Raw genomic sequence first — 17,185 nt, 5'->3', positions numbered from 1 at the left:
TGGGTTCCAGAGCCCCAGCCGTTACCCCTCCCGAGCCAGCTCGCCGTGCAGCGACTGCCGGCAAGCGCCCAGCGACGGCACCAGGCCCAGTGCCAGGGTACCGAGCAGCACTGCGCCCAGTTGCGCCAATGTCTGGCCTCCCTGAGAGAGACCGTCCAGATAGATCCCGTACTGCGCCGCCAGCGGCCGGGCCAGCCACAGGGCTGTGCCCAGGGCCGCGATTGCGGTGCCAGTCCCCAGCAGCAACACCAGCAGCGCCTCCGCCTGTACCAGTGCGAACAGGTACAGGGGACCCGCACCCACCGCCCGCAGCAAAGCGATTTCCCTGCGCCGCTCGCGCATAGAGGCGAGCAGCATGATACCGAGCCCCAGCAGCGAGGCCAGCACCACCAGCGCCGAGATGGCCAGCAGGATATTCTCCACCCCGCGCAGCTGTTGCCACAGCTCCGCCAGCGCCGCGCCGGGCAGTATCGCCATCAGCGGCTCCCCGCGGAATTCGTTGATCTGCCGCTGCACCTGAAAGGCCGCAACGCGGGAGTCCAGGCCCAGCATAAAGGCGGTGATGCTGCCGGGCGTCAAATCATCTCCGGCAGCGGGGCCGTCCGTTGCGCCGGGCCAGTGCCGGTGAATCGCCTCCACCGCTTCTAGGCTGACATACAGCGCCCGGTCCACCGGCGTACCGGTGGGCTCGAGCACGCCCACCGCGGTAAACGGCCGGTCCCCATGGTCGCTGAATCCGGCCCGGCCCAGGCCGTGGGTGAGCACCAGGGAATCGCCGCGCCGGTAGCCGAGCTGTTCCGCCACCTCCGCTCCCAGTACCGTGTCGTAGAGCCCGGCAAAGGGGCCGCCGCCGGCGAAGGCCAGCGGCCGGCCCCGCCCGTAGCGGTAGCGGGTGAAAAACTCCCGCGAGGTGCCCACCACCCGGTAACCCCTGTGTGAATCCCCCAGGGAAATGGGAATGGTCCAGGCCACCCGCGGGTGCCGTGCTATCTCCCGGTAGCTGTCCCAGGAAATATTGCGGGTGGCACCGCCGATATGGAAAACCGAGTAGAGCAGCAGGTTCAGTTGCCCGCCGCGCGCCCCCGCGATCAGGTCCACACCGGAGACGGTGCGGTTGAAGCTGCTTTTCGCCTGGCTGCGCACCTGCTCCACGCCCAGTAGCACGAACAGGCTGACCGCCACCGAGAGCACCGCCAGCAGCACGCTGCCCCTGCGGTGCGCCAGACTCTGCCAGGCGAGTTTAAGAAACACCGGCCGCCTCCCGCCCCGTCTCCCAGGCGCGATTCAGCTCGCGCATGTCCGCGACCAGCGGAAAGTGCCGCGCCAGCGCGCCGTCGTGGCTGACGAAAATCACCGTGCTGCCAACCCCATCGCAGACCTCCAGCAACAGCTGCACGAAGGCGTCGCGGGCCTCGCTGTCCAGCGCCGAGGTGGGTTCGTCCACCAGCAACAGCTGCGGCCCGTTGACCAGTGCCCGGGCGATCGCCACCCGTTGCTGCTGGCCGACGCTCAACTCGGGAACCTTCCTCGACAGAAGTCCCTCCCCCAGTTTCAGCTGCGCCAGCAGCCCCCGCGCCCGCTCGCGGACATCCCCGGCGGCGCCACCCCCAAAGGTGGCAGCCAGACGGATATTGTCCAGCACGCTCAAGTAGGGAATCAGGTTGAACTGCTGGAACACCACACCGATATAGCGCGCGCGAAAGCGGTCCCGGTCGCGGCCGCCGAGCGACCCCAGCGGCCGCCCCAGCAGTTCCAGCCGCGCCCCCGGCGCCACCAGGATTCCGGCGAGCAGGTTGAGGAGCGTGGATTTGCCGGAACCGGAGGGGCCGCGCAGGAATACCCGGCCGCCCCGCGGCACCGACCAGCGGGGAATATCCAGCACCGCGGGGCCGCCGCCGTAGGCGAAACGCAGTTGTTCGACGGCGACGGCATCCGCCGCCAGTTGCGCGACTGGTGCATTCATCCGACACCTCGGGTTCCGGGAAGAACCAAAGATGATATATCATATCTACATTCCGGCAACCCTATTTCCCAGCACTATGTATGCACCCGGCCTGAAATTCGCCTCCTTGTTGCTAGCCGCCGCCGTGCTGGCGGGCGCCTGCAGCAAGCGGGAGGAAATCACCACTGCGGAACCGGCCGCCGCCGGGGCGGCGCAGCAATCCCGGCCCGCGGACGCGGTCTACCGGGAAGTGGAATGGGCGGACCTGATCCCCGAGGACGACCTGGACGCGCTGCTCAATCCCCCGGACTACCTGGAGAATATCCCCGAGGGCTCCGCGGAGGACGAAATAGCGGGGAAACTGTCCGGCACCGAAAACCGGGCCGCGGAGGACCGCTACCAGCAGGCGCTGGCCTCCACCCGCATCAAGCCGGAATTCGACCGCCAGCGGGTGCGCATCCCCGGTTTTGTGGTGCCGCTGGAGTTCGACGAAGAGCAGACCATCACCAGCTTCTTCCTGGTGCCCTACTTCGGCGCCTGCCTTCACCTGCCGCCACCGCCGCCGAACCAGATCATCCACGCCAGCTTTCCCAAGGGGATGCAGGTGGAGTTTCTGTACGACCCCTTTTACGTGGAGGGGGAGTTGCGTACGTTGCGCAAGGAAAGCGAGCTGGGTACGGCGGCTTACAGTATGACAGTGGAGCGGATTTACGTTTATGAAGACTGAACGTCAGAAATAGCATTCGTAGGCAAAGCGCAGGCAGAAAAACTGCTCCATGCGTTTTCTGCATGCCCGCCATCCCTGGCGGGCTCGTGCCCATCAAAGCCACGAAAGATGGGCACGTCGCTTCGCTCCTTTGCCCATCCTACTGAATTCAGCGACTCGTCATACCGGCGCAGGAACGTCATGTCGGACTTGATCCGGTACCGGTATCCAGTTCAGTGGCCCCTGGGTTCCGGCCTGCGCCGGAACGACGAAAGCGCAATGTAGGGACGAACCTTGTGTTCGCCCTCCGCGGACCTGCGGCCCGCTTGCGGAGCTGGAGCCTTCAGCGCCCCATAAAAACAGCTCCGCGGTCCTGGGTCCCGAAAACTATAACCCCATCTCCCGCACCAGGTGCCCGGCGCCATCCACGTGTTCCATCACCCACAACATATAACTCACGTCCACGTGGATGGCGCGGGTGCTGTCGGTGAAGTCCCAGTCGGCGTTGATGCTGTCGTAGGTGCCGTCGAATACCAGCCCCACCAGTTCACCGCGGCCGTTCATGGTGGGCGAGCCGGAGTTGCCGCCGGTGATATCCACGGTGCTCAGGAAATTCACCGGTACCGAGTCCAGCCGCTCGTCGTAATAGCGGCCGAAGTCCCGCTTGTCGATGGCGCTGAGTAGCGCCTCGGGGGCGTCGAAGGGTTCCTCGCCGGTGTATTTGGTTTTGACACCGCGCAGGGTGGTGAAGGGCACGAAGCTGTCCGCGCCGTCGTTGCCGTCCGCCGCCGCAGTCACGGTACCGGCGGGCGGGGTGTAGCCTTTCACCAGACCGTAGGTGACGCGCAGGGAGCTGTTGGCATCCGGGTAGACCGGTTTGCCCTGCTGGCGGTAGTAGTCGATCAGCAGCGCCATGTACTGCGGGCGCAATTGCGCGAAGCGCCCTTCCATGGATTTTTCCCGCTGCTCCAGAGCGAGCATGTCCTCGTGCACGGCCACCGCCAGTTGGATAAAGGGGTCGTCGCTTTCGGCGAAATCCGCGGGCGCTTTGCCGATCCAGGCGAGGCGCTCGTCCGTTTCCCCGAGGCGGGTGTTCGCGTACATCTTATCGAGCATTGCCTCCAGGTCGGCATCCTCGCCGTCGATTTCCAGGAAATCGTCGAAGCTGGCAATGCGCTGTTCCTCCGGTAGCGCCAGGTAGCGCTCCAGGAAGTAGAGCCATATCTGCCTGTCCACCGCCGGGTGGAAGCTGCGCTCTATGCGCCGCATGCCCTCGGTAAAGCGGGTCAGGTCCCGCTTTTGGTAACCCGGTTCGCGCTCCGCATCCGGCTTTTCACTTTCCACCGCCAGCCGATAGAGCTTGCGTGCCGCGCCCAACATGGCGGAGCGGTCCATGTAGTTGAGCACCAAATCCCGCTCGCGGGTGGATTGCTTTTCCGCTACCAGTGCGTCCAGGTCGTCGATGGTGGATTGGTATTTCTCGCGGCGCTGCCCGTCCGCCTCCACCCAGGACTGCAGGTCTTCCTCCAGCTTGCGCTTACGCTGCAGCAAGTCGCTGCGCCCGTAGCCCTCCATCATGCCGGTGAAGTTCTTGGCGTAATTGTTCAGCCCCGCCACCAGGCTGGCGTATTTCAGTTCCGCGTCCTTGTTGCCGGCGGTGGCCGCGGCGATGGTTTGCGACCACTCCTCCAGCACCCGTTGCATGGTGGGGTAATACCAGTCGAAATTGCTCTCCACCTCCTGCGCGGTGCGATAGCGGTTGGTGCGCCCGGGATAGCCGGCCACCATTACGAAGTCTCCCTCCTCGGGCCCCTTCGCCGCCACCGGCAGGTAATGCTTGGGTTGATAGGGCACATTGTCTTCGGCGTAGTCGGCGGGTTTGCCGTCCTTGCCTACGTAGGCGCGGTAGAAGGCGTAGTCGCCGGTGTGGCGCGGCCACATCCAGTTGTCGATATCGCCGCCGAACTTGCCGATGGAGGACGCGGGTGCGTGTACCAGGCGCACGTCGCGGATTTCCAGTTGCTTGACCAGGTAGTAGTCGAGGCCACCGTAGTAGCTGTACACCTCGCAGCGGTGGCCCGGTTCCTTTTCGCACTCCGCCACCAGCGCCTTCTGCGCATCCTCGATGGCCTTGAAGCGCGCGGCGCCGTCCATATCGTCGGACAGGCGCTCGTTCACCCTGCCGGTTACCTCGTCCATGGCCACGGTCACGTAGACGCGCGAACCGGGGGCCGCGGGCAGTTCCTCGGAGAGATCACCGGCGAGAAAACCGTTCGCCAGCAGGTCCCGCTCCTCGGTGGAGTTGTAGGAGATGGAGCCGTAGGCGCAGTGGTGGTTGGTGACCACCAGCCCCTTGGGGGATACGAAAGACGCAGAGCAACCGCCCAGGCTGATCACCGCGTTCATCGGGAAGTCGGTGAGCTTGGTCATGCCCGCCGGGTCCAGCTCCAGGCCCAGGCGACTCAGCTCATCCGCCAGTTCCGGCAGCTGGTGCGGCTGCCACATGCCCTCGGTGGAGTCGGTTGCCACCGGCGCGGGGTCATTGGACTCGGCGCAACCGACGAGCAGCGCCGCGGCCGCCAGGGCGAGGAGATATTTTATTTTCATGGGTACTCCAGTTTTTAAAAGCACTTATCCAGGAATCAACGAAATTATGCGCGGGGTTGGCCGGCGAATGAGTGGACTGAACTCCAGCACTTCGCCTTTTCGCGACAGTTTTGCAAGCACACCGCAGCCCCTCTTTATGATATAAAGTATCATATTGTAGCGCCGGCCCGTCAGTGGCATCACGCCATTGGGGAGCTTATTGATCCGGGACGATCGAATCGCCAAGGTACTCACTGAAATAATCCAACAACAGACTCACCTTCGGCGACAGGTGGCGATTGTGGGGATAGAGGGCCCAGATGCCGTCGTCAGCCTCGCGGTAGTGTTCCAGCAGGGAAATCAAACGGCCCGCTCCCAGGTGCTCGCGCACATAGTAGCCAGGCAGCTGCACGATACCGATCCCCTTCAGCGCGGCATCCACCAGCGCCCAGCCGCTGTTGCAACGGATACTGCCGCTGACTTTGATATTCCGCGGCCGATTTCCCTCCTGAAAGCGCCAGTAATCCAGCGTCCCCGGCAGACAGTTGTGCCGCCCCAGTTCCGACAGACTGTGGGGCTCGCCGCGGGAGGACAGGTATTCCGGGGAGGCGCAGACGTACAGGGTTCGCGACGCGAGCCGCCGCGCCATCATGCTGGAGTCGTCCAGCTTGCCCAGCCGGATGGCGAGATCATAGCCCTCCGCCACCAGGTCCAGCTTTTGATTGGTCAGGTGCATCTCCACCTGCAGCTCCGGGTAGCGCAGCGCAAAGTCGTTGACCAGTGGGGCCAGGGTCGTCTCCCCGTAGGTAACCGGCGCCGTCAGCCTGAGCCTCCCCCTGGGCACCTGCTGCAGGTCGGTAATGGCGCGCTCCGCCTCCTCCAGCCCGTCGAGCACCTGGCGGCAGTGCCGGTAGTAGACCTGCCCCGGTTCGGTCACCGAGACTTTGCGGGTAGTGCGATAAAACAGCCTGGTCGACAGCCTGGCCTCCAGGGCGCTGACCTGGCGGCTGACCTGAGCCGTGGAAATCCCCAGCCTCCCGGCCGCGCCGGTGAAGCTGCCGGCCTCGGCAACAGCCACAAATTCGCTGACCCCTTCCCAACTGACCATCGTTCCCCCTCCCCCGGAGGCATACCTGATTGTTACCAAATAGAAAATATAAATTTCAGAATACTGTGATTATAAAGGATATGGAAACAGATAGACTCGCCTCCGACCGGCGGTACCGCCGCCAAACAAAGGAGGAATGCGCAATGACCGAGATGATCAAGTCCAGAGCCGCCGTGGCCTGGGGCCCCGGACAACCGCTGTCTATCGAAGAAGTCGATGTAATGCCGCCACAGGCGGGCGAGGTGCTGGTGCGTGTGGTCGCGTCCGGTGTCTGCCACACCGATGCCTTTACCCTGTCCGGGGACGATCCGGAAGGCATCTTCCCGTCGATTCTCGGGCACGAGGGTGGCGGTATCGTCGAGGCGGTGGGCGAAGGCGTGACCAGCGTCGCGGTGGGCGACCACGTGATCCCGCTGTACACGCCGGAGTGCGGCGAGTGCAAATTCTGCCGGTCCGGCAAGACCAACCTGTGCGGCAAGATCCGCGAGACCCAGGGCAAGGGCCTGATGCCGGACGGCACCACCCGCTTTTACAAGGATGGACACCCCATCCACCACTATATGGGCTGTTCCACCTTCTCCGAATACACGGTGCTGCCGGAAATCTCCCTGGCCAAGGTCGACAAGGCGGCGCCGCTGGAGGAGGTCTGCCTGCTCGGCTGTGGCGTCACCACCGGGATGGGCGCGGTGATGAACACCGCCAAGGTCGAAGAGGGGGCCAGTGTCGCCATCTTCGGTCTGGGGGGTATCGGCCTGTCGGCGGTGATCGGCGCCACCATGGCCAAGGCCGGGCGCATCATCGCCATCGATATCAACGAGAGCAAGTTCGAGCTGGCGCGCCAGTTGGGCGCCACTGACTGTATCAACCCGAAGGACTACGACAAGCCGATCCAGGAAGTGATCGTCGATCTGACCGACGGCGGCGTGGACTACTCCTTCGAGTGTATTGGCAACGTCGACGTCATGCGCTCGGCGCTGGAGTGCTGCCACAAGGGCTGGGGGGAATCGGTGATCATCGGCGTGGCCGGCGCCGGCCAGGAGATCTCCACCCGCCCCTTCCAACTGGTCACCGGCCGGGTCTGGAGAGGGACCGCCTTCGGCGGGGTCAAGGGCCGCTCCGAGCTCCCCGCTATCGTCGAGCGCTACCTGAGCGGTGAGTTCAAGCTGAACGATTTCATCACCCACACCATGGGCCTGGACAAAATCAACGAGGCCTTCGACCTGATGCACCGCGGCGAGAGCATCCGCTCGGTCATCCATTTCGACCAGTGACCGGAGTTGGCGATGACCATTGAAAACCTGAGCAGCAATCGGAGCTACGGCGGCTGGCATAAGCAGTACCGCCACCAGTCCGAATCCCTCAACTGCGAGATGCGCTTTGCCATCTACCTGCCCCCGCAAACGGCCTTGGGCGAGAAGGTGCCGGCGCTCTACTGGCTGTCCGGACTGACCTGCACCGACGAAAACTTTATGCAGAAGGCCGGCGCCCAGCAGTTCGCCGCCCGCCTGGGGATGGCGCTGGTGGCCCCGGACACCAGCCCCCGGGGCGAAGCGGTCGCCGACGACGAAGGCTACGACCTGGGCCAGGGAGCGGGCTTCTACGTCAACGCGACCGAAGCCCCGTGGAGCCGCCACTACCGCATGTACGACTATGTGCTCGACGAACTGCCAAAGCTGGTGGAATCATTGTTTCCGGTCAGCGGCGAGCGCGCCATCGCCGGCCATTCGATGGGCGGCCACGGCGCACTGGTGCTGGCGCTGCGCAACCCGGAACGCTACCGCTCGGTATCCGCGTTCAGCCCCATCGCCAATCCGGTCAACTGCCCCTGGGGCAGGAAGGCGTTTACCGCCTACCTGGGCGGGAACACCACGGACTGGGAGGAATACGATGCGAGCCTGCTGATGCGCCGGGCAACCGCCAAGGTGCCGGCGCTGGTGGATCAGGGAGAGGCGGACGACTTCCTGGCCGAGCAGTTGAAGCCGGAGATGCTGGAAGCGGCGGCCGCGGCCAGCGACTACCCGCTGCAGCTGAGGCGCCGCGAGGGCTACGACCACAGCTACTACTTTATCGCCAGCTTTATCGAAGAGCACCTGCGGTTTCACGCGCGGTACCTGGGCCTGTAGCGCCCGGCAATTTCTATGCCGGGCCAGGGGATGTAGGGTGCGCCGTGCGCACCGGCTGGGCGTCACCGGGGCCCCGAGCCACATTCGGTGCGCGCGGTGCACCCTACGGCAGGAGCCTGCTGGCGGCCGGGTTTAACGATCGATCTCCAGGGCATCCAGCCAGGCGGACTCCAACTGCTCCCAATCCCCGCGCTCGCGGTCGATCACCTCCACCCGGCTGTCCAGTGTATCGTCCAGCTCCACCACACTGAGCACCGCGTCCGCCTTGTTGAAGCCGAATACGCCCCGCTCGGTGATAAACACCCCTTTCACCCGCTCCGCGGCGGCGCCGCTGATCAGGGAAAAGAGTTCGTCGAAACGGAACACCAGCGCCGGGGCGAAGCGCCAGCCGCAACTGTGGTGGTCCTCGCCGCTGTTCTCCAGGCGCCGGTAGCCGCACTCCGGCAGCGGTTCCTCTTCCACCGGGGGGGGCGGCGTGTGGCCGTGACCGTGACCATCCGGCGGACGGAATCCGCTCGGGGCCCGCAGCCATTCCAGTTGGATGCGCCCCTGCTCCACCGCTTGCAGCGGCTTGCCCGCGGTATTTTCCCCGAGGGCGAGGAAGCGGCGCAGGTTTTCCAGGTCCTGGGAGCCGTAGAGATCCGCCTTGTTGGCCACCAGCAAATCCGCCACATCCAGTTGCTGGCGGAAGGTATCGCTGCGCAGGTAACGTTCGTCCGCCAGGTTGCGCGCATCCACCAGGGTGAGGGTGGCGCGCAGGTCCAGCACGCCGGCGCGCACCGAGTCGGAGAGGGCGCCCAGCACCTCCCGCGGGTGGCCGAGGCCAGTGGGTTCGATCAGCAGCCGCTGGGGCCTGGCCCTGGTGAGCAGCTGGTTCAGGGCCACCTGCATGGGCAGGCCGGCGGCGCAGCACATGCAGCCGCCGGGCACCTCGCGGATAAAGATGTCCTCTCCCTCCCCCGCGCCGAACAGGCCGCCGTCTATGCCCACCTCGCCGAATTCGTTGACCAGCACCGCCCAGCGCTCGTCCCGCGGCTTGCTCTCCAGCAGGTGGCGGATGGCGGTAGTCTTGCCGACGCCCAGGTAGCCGGTGATTACATTGGCGGGGACCCGGCGGATCTCCTCGCGCGCCGGCATCTAAGCCGCACTCCGCGCGCAGTCCTCGCACAGGCAGTCCAGCTCCAGTTGCGAAGTGAGCAGGCGATAGCCGGAACCCTCCACGGTGTCGCGCAGCGCGGCGATCACCTCCGGCTTGATACCGATTTCCCGCACTTTGTTGCAGCGGCTGCAGATCAGGAACTGCGGCGTTTCGTGGCGGTGGTCGCAGGCGATGTGGCCACAGGCCAGGTATTTGTTTTCCGAGTTGAGCTTGTGCGCCAGGTTTTCCGCGGCCAGGAAATCCAGCATGCGGTACACCGACATGGCGGGGATGGACTCATCGTAGTCGCGGCTGTACTGGTCCGCGATCTCGTAGGCGGAAAGCGGGGTCTTGGCGCGCAGCAGAATGGCGAGAATATTCCTGCGCTTCTCTGTGAGCCGGGCCCCGGAGGCGCGGCAGCTCTGCTCCGCCTTGCCCAGGGTCTGTTTGAGTTCGGATGCTTTCATGGATTATTTCAATTGCAGCTGGTTGTTTCGCGCAGTGAGCGAGGTGGCGCCCTGCCCCTCCGGGGTCAGCCATTGCACGGCGATCCTGTGAATACCGGGGAAACTCGTAAACAGCGCCACGCCGATGGTATCGAGCCGGGCCAGATTATCACACTGAAAACGATAGCTGGCGCGGAAGCTGGCGTGTCCCCCCGTCTGGGAGCCCTGGGGCACCTCCACATCGGCCTCCAGCAGGCGGCAGCCGGCGCCTTCCGGCAGCAGGAAACGGTCGGCGCCAGCGAGAGTCCGGCCGGCCTGTTCCAGCAACGCCTCCTGCTGCAGATTCACCGGGCGGTGCTCGAACCCCACCAGGTTCGCCGCCGGCGACTCGAATTCGGCATAGAGGCTGTCCCCCTCAAGGGCGATATGAAGTCGCGCCTCGCCGTGCACATGGGCACCGCCATCGCCGATGGCCGCCCCGGCGAAGAGAAGTGCAGTAGCGAAAACAGCCATCTTCTTCATTGCCACCCCCTAGTCCGCAATCGGCTGGCCGCACAGCAGGCGCCGGTTCACCCAGTGGGACGCCACCAGCAGACCGGCACCGCCGACGCTGGCCAGCAGCTCCCAGGTGCCCTCCAGGCAGAGCGCGACCGCCAGCAACAGCAGGCCCGAGAAGCCGGCCACCATCACCGCCGGGCGCCGGTGGCGGCGGCAGGCGCCGGGAAAGCTGGACAGGGCCAGCAGCAGCACCGGCAACAGCAACATCAGGTGGACCAGGCGGTCCTCCAGCAATGCGCCCAGCACCCCGAAACCGCCCAGGGCCAACAGCGCCGGCGTCAGCAGGCAGTGGGCCAGGCACAGGCCGGAAACAAACATCCCCGCGGCGTCTCTCACCGGTAATCCTCCAGCTCAGTTTGGCGCTCAGCGCGGGGCTGCGGCACCCGGCTTGCGCACTTGCTTCAAGCAATTTTATGATAGGCTGAATGATACGTTATATCATAGCCTGCTCAACCAAATCCAACCAGGTACACCGTCGATGCCCCCTTCCCCAATCAGCGAGCGAAAACTGCTGCAGATGCCCGCTTCGGACTATATGAACGAGCACCAGCTGGTCTTTTTCCGGCAGCGCCTGCTGGAGCTGAAGGCAGAAACCCAGGCGGAGATAGAGTCCGGCAGGCGGGCCATCGCCACCGCGGAACTGGCCGCCGCCGACGAACTGGACCGGGCGGCCGCGGAGGAGGAGAACCGCCAGCGCCTGCGCTTTACCGAGCGCAAATACCTGCTGCTGCGCAAGATCCACCGGGCACTGGAGAAAATAGAGGACGGCAGTTACGGCTACTGTGAGATCAGCGGCGACCCCATCGGCCAGCAGCGTTTGCTGCTGCGGCCCACCGCGGAGCTGTCTTTCGAGGAAAAGGCCCGGCAGGAGGAACTGGAGCGCAACTACATCAAGCGGAGGAAATGAAGGGCAAAAAAGCAAAAGCCGGCATTACGCCGGCTTTCTTATCGGACTGCTGCCAGTGCATCACCTTTCTCGACTGACGGCAACCTGATGGTTTGAGTATAGACGCTGCGGAAAGTTCCGCCCGCAACACCAGACTCGATACCAAGCATCGCCCGGCGGCGTTGCCGGCCCGTGACAGTTTCGTGAAGAATTTGTGACCGCCAAGTGAGAATGCCGGGCTCGTCAGGTCACCCCTGCTCTTCGTCGTCCTCGAACAGGTGTCCCAACTTGCCTTTCTTGGTGGAGAGGTATTTCACATTGTGCGGGTTACGCCCGGTCTCATGCGGCAGCCGCTCCACCACTTCGATGCCCAATTCCTCCACCGCCTTCACCTTGCGCGGGTTGTTGGTCATCAGGCGAACGGACTTCACCCCCAGGTATTCCAGCATCGACTTGAGGATCGAGTAGTCGCGCATATCCGCACCGAAACCCAGTTGCTCGTTGGCCTCCACGGTATCCGCGCCGCAGTCCTGCAGGTGGTAGGCGCGGATCTTGTTGAGCAGGCCGATGCCACGTCCCTCCTGGCGAAGATAGAAGATGGCCCCGCGCCCTTCGATGGCAATGCGGTGCATGGCGTGTTGCAGCTGGGCGCCGCAGTCGCAGCGCAGGGAAAAGAGTGCATCGCCGGTCAGGCACTCGGAGTGAATCCGCGCGAGCAGAGGCTCCCCGGTGTCCATATCCCCCATGGTGAGCACCAGGTGCTCCTTGCCGGATTCAGTGTCCTCGAACCCGTGCATCGCGAACATGCCCCAGGGAGTGGGCAGTTTCGAGGATTCCACATAGCGAATGGTCAAATCTTTACCTCTCAATTTGGGTTGACGCCGCATGCAGGGAAGTGGCGGCCCTGCTACCGGTAGCTTTTTGCGGGACACGCCGTAAATCCATCCCTGGAGGCTTGTCCGCGAGGTCCCTCTCGCGGACAGTCCCGCAAAAAGCTACCGGCATCAGGACCTTCGCATCCCGGACATCACATAATTCGGCGACATTGGTGCCGCAACCGCACCTCAATTTCGCGCGCGCAATATCAGAACTCCGCGCTGCTGCTCCATATCCACCCGGCTGAGAAAGCTGTTGCCCAGCAGGGTGATCTGGGGGAAATCATCCGTGTGCACCGTGGCGTCCACGCTGTGCAGCTTGATGCCACCGATGGTGACGCTGTCCAGTTTCAGCCGGTAGGCCTGGGTAACGCCGTTGGCGGTGCTCACCCGGATCGGCTGGGCCCGCTCCAGATCCAGGCCCAGGCGGCGCGCGGTGGGGTAGTTGAACGCGATGCTGGTGGCCCCGGTATCCACCATCATCGATACGCGGCGGCCGTTGACCCAGCCGCTGGTGCTGTAATGTCCCCGGCTGTCCGGCATCAGGCGCACCTCCGCGCGCTCGGCCCGTTGGTAGCTGGCCGCCACCGGCGCGTCCAGGGTCAGTTTTTGCTCCCGGCCATCGATGCGTACCCGCGCGTAATCGGTAGTGGCCTCCAACAGCTTCACCCCTTCGGGGGATTGCTGCCCGCTCTTCAGCAGGCGCTGGCGGCCATCGATCTCCAGCATGGCGCTGCTGCCGAACAGGCCCTTGAGCTGCACCTGCTGGGCCGGGGCGGCCAGCGGTGGGGTGAGACAAAGGACGGTGAAGAATATAGCGAACAGTTTTTTTCCCATCGGCGTTCCCTACCCGATAACCAGAGCGGTCAACTGCAGTACCAGTGCCGCGTACACGGCGGCCAGTATATCGTCGAGCATAATACCCACACCACCGTGCACCCGGCGGTCCGCCCAGCCGATCAACTGCGGCTTGGCGATATCGAACAGGCGGAACAGCGCGAAACCGTAGAGCGCCCAGATCCAGCCCGAGGGAGCCATAAACATGGTAAGCCAGTAGCCCACCATTTCGTCCCACACGATACCGCTGTGGTCGTGCACTCCGAGTTTTTTCGAGGCCGCTTCGCAGAGATAAAAACCCAGCAGCGCAGCGGCCACCACTACCGCCAGGTAGACGACGGGAGTCAGCGGCTGCAGCAGCAGCCAGACAGGGATCGCCGCCAGGGTGCCGAAGGTGCCCGGCGCCCTGGGTGCCAGGCCGGAGCCGAAGCCGAAGGCCAGCAGCATGGTGGGGCTGCGCAATAAGTCGGAAAAGCTTGGCTGTTTCATTCCGGGGCTCTACTAATCCCCTGTAGGAGCGGCGGGGCGGCCATCCGCCATGCCCGCGATCGATCCGACTTCGTAGCCCAGTCCGATCGCGGGCATGGCCCGCTCCTACAGGGTGAAAATCAAAAGTGTTGGTAACCTGCCCGGGCCGGGGACCAGGGCTGGCCATCCAGCCAACTGCGCACCTCGGGATTGCCCTCCGCCGGCACAATGGTTCCTATGCGCGCGATATCCAGCCCGAGTTTTTCCAGTGCGGACCAGTGTTTCTTCGGAACGGTAAAACACAACTGGTAATCGTCGCCGCCGGTGGCGGCCAGTTCCAGGGCCCCGCTTTCTCCGGCCAGTTGCCGGGCCAGCGGTGATACTGGCACCGATTCCATATGGACGTCCGCGCTGACACGGCTGCAGTTGCAGATGTGTCCCAGGTCCGCCAGCAGGCCGTCGGAAATATCCACTGCACTGCCGGCCAGTTCACCGACCGCCGCGGCCAGGGCCAGTTGCGGCTCGGGAAAGTAATAGGCCCGCCGCGCCGCTTCTTCCTCCTGCCCCGCGGCAACCCGTTGCCCCAGCACCACCGGCAGCGCCGCCGAGGCTGCGCCCAGCGGGCCGCTGACATAAATGCCATCGCCAACCCGGGCCCCGTCGCGGCGCAGCGGTAATTTGCTGCTGCCGGTGACCTGGATGGTAATCGACAGGGGCCCGCGGGTGGTGTCGCCGCCCACCAGGGAGATGCCGAACAGCTCCGCTGTCTCCAGCAGGCCGCGGGAAAATCCCCGCAGCCAATCCACATCACTCTCCGGCAGAGTCAGCGCCAGGGTGAACCACAAGGGCCTGGCATTCATCGCCGCCAGGTCGCTGAGATTGACCCGCAGCGCGCGAGCGGCGATGGCTGCCGGGTCCGCGCTCGCGGGAAAGTGCCTGTCGGCAACCAGGGTATCCACACTGGTGGCGAGCAGTTCTCCCTCGGGCGGCTGCAGCAATGCGCAGTCGTCGCCGATTCCCAGCACCACCCCCGGGCCCTGGGGCGCACGGGCGAAGTAATCGCGGATAATTGCAAATTCGCCGGGGCCGCGCACGGAGTCGTTACCGCCCGTCGCCGCTACTTTTTATCTGCGGCGACTTCCGTCGCCCGCAGATCCGCAGCGGTCTTGTCGAGGATCCCGTTAATGAACTTGTAGGAATCCGTGGGGCCGAATTTCTTTGCCAGCGCCACCGCCTCGTTTATCACCACCTTGTAAGGTACGTCGATGCGGTTTTTCAGTTCGTAGCTGGACATGCGCAGCAGCGCGCGGGACACCGGGTCCAGGCCGTCGATGGCGCGGTCCAGGTGCGGCTCGAAGGCACCCTCCACTTCGTCGAGTTCTTTCGCCACACCGTGGAGCAGATCGTGGAAGTAGTCCACATCTGTCTTGCTCATATCGTTGTCGGTACGGAACTCGGCCTCGATAGTGTTCAGGCTGGCGCCGGCCATCTGCCACTGGTAGAGCGCCTGCATGGCGTAGTGGCGCGCCTTGCGGCGGGTCGATGCGGTAACTGTCATAAATTCATTCCGGCCTTTCACTTTCCGGTAGGTACTCTGTAGGAGCGGGCCCCTGGGAACGCCGAGCTCCAGCTCGGCAACGCGGGCGCAGCCCGCGCCGTGGATTAAGCATTCTTTCAGAAGCGGGCCTGAGGCCCGCAAGCCGAGCTGGAGCTCGGCGCTCCCAGGGTCGCGGGCATGGCCCGCTCCTACAGGTTCTTCGCAAACCCTGGATTATATTTTTCCGAGCAGGGAAACCATTTCCAGCGCGGTTTCCGCCGCTTCGCAGCCCTTGTTGCCCGCCTTGGTGCCGGCGCGCTCTATGGCCTGCTCGATGGAGTCCACGGTGAGCACGCCGAAGGTCACCGGCACGCCGCTGTTCAGGGACACCTGGGCCAGGCCCTTGGTGCACTCGCCGGCGACGTATTCGAAGTGCGGCGTGCCGCCGCGGATCACCGCGCCCAGGGCGATGATCGCATCGAAATTTCCGCTGTTGGCCAGCTTCTGCGCGGCCAGGGGAAACTCAAATGCGCCCGGGGCGTAATAGATGGTGATGTCCTCGTCCTTGATGCCTTTGCGGCGCAGTGTGTCCAGGGCGCCGCTCTTGAGGCTTTCCACCACAAAACTGTTCCAGCGGCTCACCAGCAGCGCGTATTTGCCCTGGCAGTTGGTGAAATCGCCTTCGATTACTTGGATATCGCTCATAATTTCTTTTCTATCGCGTAGGATGGACAAAGCGCAGCGTGCCCATCAATTTTCGCATGATGGGCACGCTGCGCTTTGCCCAATCCTACAAACAAACTATTCCTGGTCGATGTTCAGATATTCTTCCACTTCCAGGTCGAAACCGGAGATGGCGCTGAACTTGAACGGCGCGCTCATCAAGCGCATTTTGCGCACATTCAGATCGCGCAGTATCTGGGAGCCGGTGCCCACCTGCTTGTACACCAGGTCCTGGCTGGGGCGTTGCTGCTTGCCACTGATCAGCCAATCGATGCTCTCCTCGATCTCCTCGGTGGTCTCGTTGTGGCAGATCAGCACCACCACGCCCTTGCCCTCCTGCGCCACCCGCTGCATGGCGGTGCGGAAGGTCCAGGGGACAAATTTCTCATCGCCGCGCCGGATGCCGAGCACGTCGCGCAGGGTATTGCCCACGTGCACCCGCACCAGGGTCGGTTCCTCCGGGGCGAGATTGCCTTTCACGAACGCGAAGTGGCGCTCGCGGCGGGCCTTGTCCAGGTAGGTGCGCAGTTTGAATTCGCCGAACTCGGTGTGCACCTGACGCTCGTTGGTGCACTCCACGGTTTTTTCGTTGAGGGCGCGGTAGTTGATCAGGTCGGCGATGGTACCGATCTTCAGCTTGTGCTTTTGCGCAAAGGCTTCCAGGTCCGGGCGGCGCGCCATAGTGCCGTCCTCGTTCATGATCTCCACGATCACCGCCGCCGACTCGAAGCCGGCCAGGCGCGACAGGTCGCAGCTGGCCTCGGTGTGGCCGGCGCGGCTCAGTACACCGCCGGGCTGGGCCATGATCGGAAAAATATGCCCCGGCTGCACGATATCCTGCGGCTTCGCATTGCGCGCCACTGCAGCGCGCACGGTGCGCGCGCGATCGGCGGCGGAAATACCGGTGGTGACCCCCTCGGCCGCCTCGATGGACACGGTGAAGTTGGTGCTGAACTGGGCGCCGTTGTCCCGCGACATCAGCGGCAGATCCAACTGCTCGCAGCGCTCCCGGGACATGGGCATACAGATCAGACCGCGGGCGTGGGTGGCCATAAAGTTGATATCCTCGGCGCGCACCTGCTCCGCGGCCATCACCAGGTCGCCCTCGTTCTCGCGATCCTCGTCATCCATCAGGATCACCATCTTGCCCTGGCGGATATCGTCGATCAGTTCTTCAACCGTATTTAATTCCATAAAACTCTCGTGTGTGTTTGATGGGCACGCTTCGCTTTGCCCATCCTACGATACAACT

The 17,185-nt window shown here is 64.1% G+C and carries 19 protein-coding genes; 4 read left to right on the top strand and 15 right to left on the bottom strand.

Annotation, left to right across the window (positions count from 1 at the left end):
• Positions 1–21: 21 nt before the first annotated feature.
• Positions 22–1,251 carry an FtsX-like permease family protein gene (locus PP263_RS21025; RefSeq protein WP_308366028.1) on the bottom strand — a complete coding sequence of 410 codons (1,230 nt, stop codon included), beginning with the start codon at positions 1,249–1,251 and terminating at the stop codon, positions 22–24.
• Positions 1,241–1,963, bottom strand: a complete 723-nt coding sequence (locus PP263_RS21020) for an ABC transporter ATP-binding protein (protein WP_308366027.1) — start codon at positions 1,961–1,963, stop codon at positions 1,241–1,243. Before PP263_RS21020 ends, PP263_RS21025 begins: the two co-directional genes overlap by 11 nt.
• A gap of 31 nt (positions 1,964–1,994) precedes the next feature.
• On the opposite strand from PP263_RS21020, the gene PP263_RS21015 reads away from it, so the two are divergent.
• Complete coding sequence (locus PP263_RS21015; protein WP_308366026.1) at positions 1,995–2,669, top strand: DUF3299 domain-containing protein; 675 nt, start codon at positions 1,995–1,997, stop codon at positions 2,667–2,669.
• Positions 2,670–3,035: 366 nt separating this feature from the next.
• Here PP263_RS21015 and PP263_RS21010 read toward each other — a convergent pair whose 3' ends face one another.
• Positions 3,036–5,255: a S46 family peptidase gene (locus tag PP263_RS21010; protein ID WP_308366025.1), complete on the bottom strand. Its 2,220-nt coding sequence runs from the start codon at positions 5,253–5,255 to the stop codon at positions 3,036–3,038.
• 196 nt (positions 5,256–5,451) lie between these two features.
• Positions 5,452–6,342 carry a LysR substrate-binding domain-containing protein gene (locus PP263_RS21005; RefSeq protein ID WP_308366024.1) on the bottom strand — a complete coding sequence of 297 codons (891 nt, stop codon included), beginning with the start codon at positions 6,340–6,342 and terminating at the stop codon, positions 5,452–5,454.
• Positions 6,343–6,494: 152 nt separating this feature from the next.
• Between PP263_RS21005 and PP263_RS21000 the strand changes: the two genes are divergently transcribed.
• Complete coding sequence (locus PP263_RS21000) at positions 6,495–7,613, top strand: S-(hydroxymethyl)glutathione dehydrogenase/class III alcohol dehydrogenase (protein WP_308368650.1); 1,119 nt, start codon at positions 6,495–6,497, stop codon at positions 7,611–7,613.
• Between the two features lie 12 nt (positions 7,614–7,625).
• Positions 7,626–8,465 (top strand): S-formylglutathione hydrolase, encoded by an 840-nt coding sequence (fghA, locus tag PP263_RS20995; RefSeq protein WP_308366023.1) that lies wholly within the window; start codon positions 7,626–7,628, stop codon positions 8,463–8,465.
• Between the two features lie 132 nt (positions 8,466–8,597).
• Here fghA and PP263_RS20990 read toward each other — a convergent pair whose 3' ends face one another.
• Genes PP263_RS20990 through PP263_RS20975 form a run of 4 tightly spaced genes read right to left on the bottom strand, consistent with a single transcriptional unit; the run spans position 8,598 to position 10,943 of the window.
• Positions 8,598–9,602 carry a GTP-binding protein gene (locus PP263_RS20990; RefSeq protein WP_308366022.1) on the bottom strand — a complete coding sequence of 335 codons (1,005 nt, stop codon included), beginning with the start codon at positions 9,600–9,602 and terminating at the stop codon, positions 8,598–8,600.
• Entirely contained in the window at positions 9,603–10,070 is a 468-nt protein-coding gene (locus PP263_RS20985) for a transcriptional repressor (protein ID WP_308366021.1), read from the bottom strand. It abuts the gene before it with no gap.
• Positions 10,071–10,073: 3 nt separating this feature from the next.
• On the bottom strand, positions 10,074–10,571 hold the full coding sequence (locus PP263_RS20980; RefSeq protein WP_308366020.1) for a DUF2796 domain-containing protein: 498 nt from the start codon (positions 10,569–10,571) through the stop codon (positions 10,074–10,076).
• Positions 10,572–10,580: 9 nt separating this feature from the next.
• On the bottom strand, positions 10,581–10,943 hold the full coding sequence (locus PP263_RS20975) for a MerC domain-containing protein (protein ID WP_308366019.1): 363 nt from the start codon (positions 10,941–10,943) through the stop codon (positions 10,581–10,583).
• A gap of 142 nt (positions 10,944–11,085) precedes the next feature.
• Here PP263_RS20975 and PP263_RS20970 point away from each other — a divergent pair, with 142 nt between their 5' ends.
• Positions 11,086–11,514 carry a TraR/DksA C4-type zinc finger protein gene (locus PP263_RS20970; RefSeq protein WP_308366018.1) on the top strand — a complete coding sequence of 143 codons (429 nt, stop codon included), beginning with the start codon at positions 11,086–11,088 and terminating at the stop codon, positions 11,512–11,514.
• A 227-nt stretch (positions 11,515–11,741) separates the two neighbouring features.
• On the opposite strand, the gene ribA is transcribed toward PP263_RS20970, so the two are convergent.
• The 7 genes from ribA to ribBA form a co-directional block, all read right to left on the bottom strand.
• A complete protein-coding gene (ribA, locus tag PP263_RS20965) occupies positions 11,742–12,347 on the bottom strand; it encodes a GTP cyclohydrolase II (protein ID WP_308366017.1) in 606 nt (201 codons plus the stop codon).
• 210 nt (positions 12,348–12,557) lie between these two features.
• Positions 12,558–13,205: a TIGR02281 family clan AA aspartic protease gene (locus PP263_RS20960; protein ID WP_308366016.1), complete on the bottom strand. Its 648-nt coding sequence runs from the start codon at positions 13,203–13,205 to the stop codon at positions 12,558–12,560.
• Between the two features lie 9 nt (positions 13,206–13,214).
• On the bottom strand, positions 13,215–13,694 hold the full coding sequence (locus PP263_RS20955) for a phosphatidylglycerophosphatase A (RefSeq protein WP_308366015.1): 480 nt from the start codon (positions 13,692–13,694) through the stop codon (positions 13,215–13,217).
• A 119-nt stretch (positions 13,695–13,813) separates the two neighbouring features.
• Entirely contained in the window at positions 13,814–14,767 is a 954-nt protein-coding gene (thiL, locus tag PP263_RS20950) for a thiamine-phosphate kinase (RefSeq protein WP_308366014.1), read from the bottom strand.
• 23 nt (positions 14,768–14,790) lie between these two features.
• On the bottom strand, positions 14,791–15,231 hold the full coding sequence (nusB, locus tag PP263_RS20945) for a transcription antitermination factor NusB (RefSeq protein WP_308366012.1): 441 nt from the start codon (positions 15,229–15,231) through the stop codon (positions 14,791–14,793).
• 213 nt (positions 15,232–15,444) lie between these two features.
• Positions 15,445–15,915 carry a 6,7-dimethyl-8-ribityllumazine synthase gene (gene ribE, locus PP263_RS20940; protein ID WP_308366011.1) on the bottom strand — a complete coding sequence of 157 codons (471 nt, stop codon included), beginning with the start codon at positions 15,913–15,915 and terminating at the stop codon, positions 15,445–15,447.
• Positions 15,916–16,011: 96 nt separating this feature from the next.
• Positions 16,012–17,127, bottom strand: a complete 1,116-nt coding sequence (gene ribBA, locus PP263_RS20935; protein WP_308366010.1) for a bifunctional 3,4-dihydroxy-2-butanone-4-phosphate synthase/GTP cyclohydrolase II — start codon at positions 17,125–17,127, stop codon at positions 16,012–16,014.
• Between the last annotated feature and the right edge of the window lie 58 nt (positions 17,128–17,185).

This window comes from Microbulbifer sp. TB1203 (assembly GCF_030997045.1).
Classification (GTDB): domain Bacteria; phylum Pseudomonadota; class Gammaproteobacteria; order Pseudomonadales; family Cellvibrionaceae; genus Microbulbifer.
This window is presented reverse-complemented; position numbering and strand designations above follow the sequence as displayed.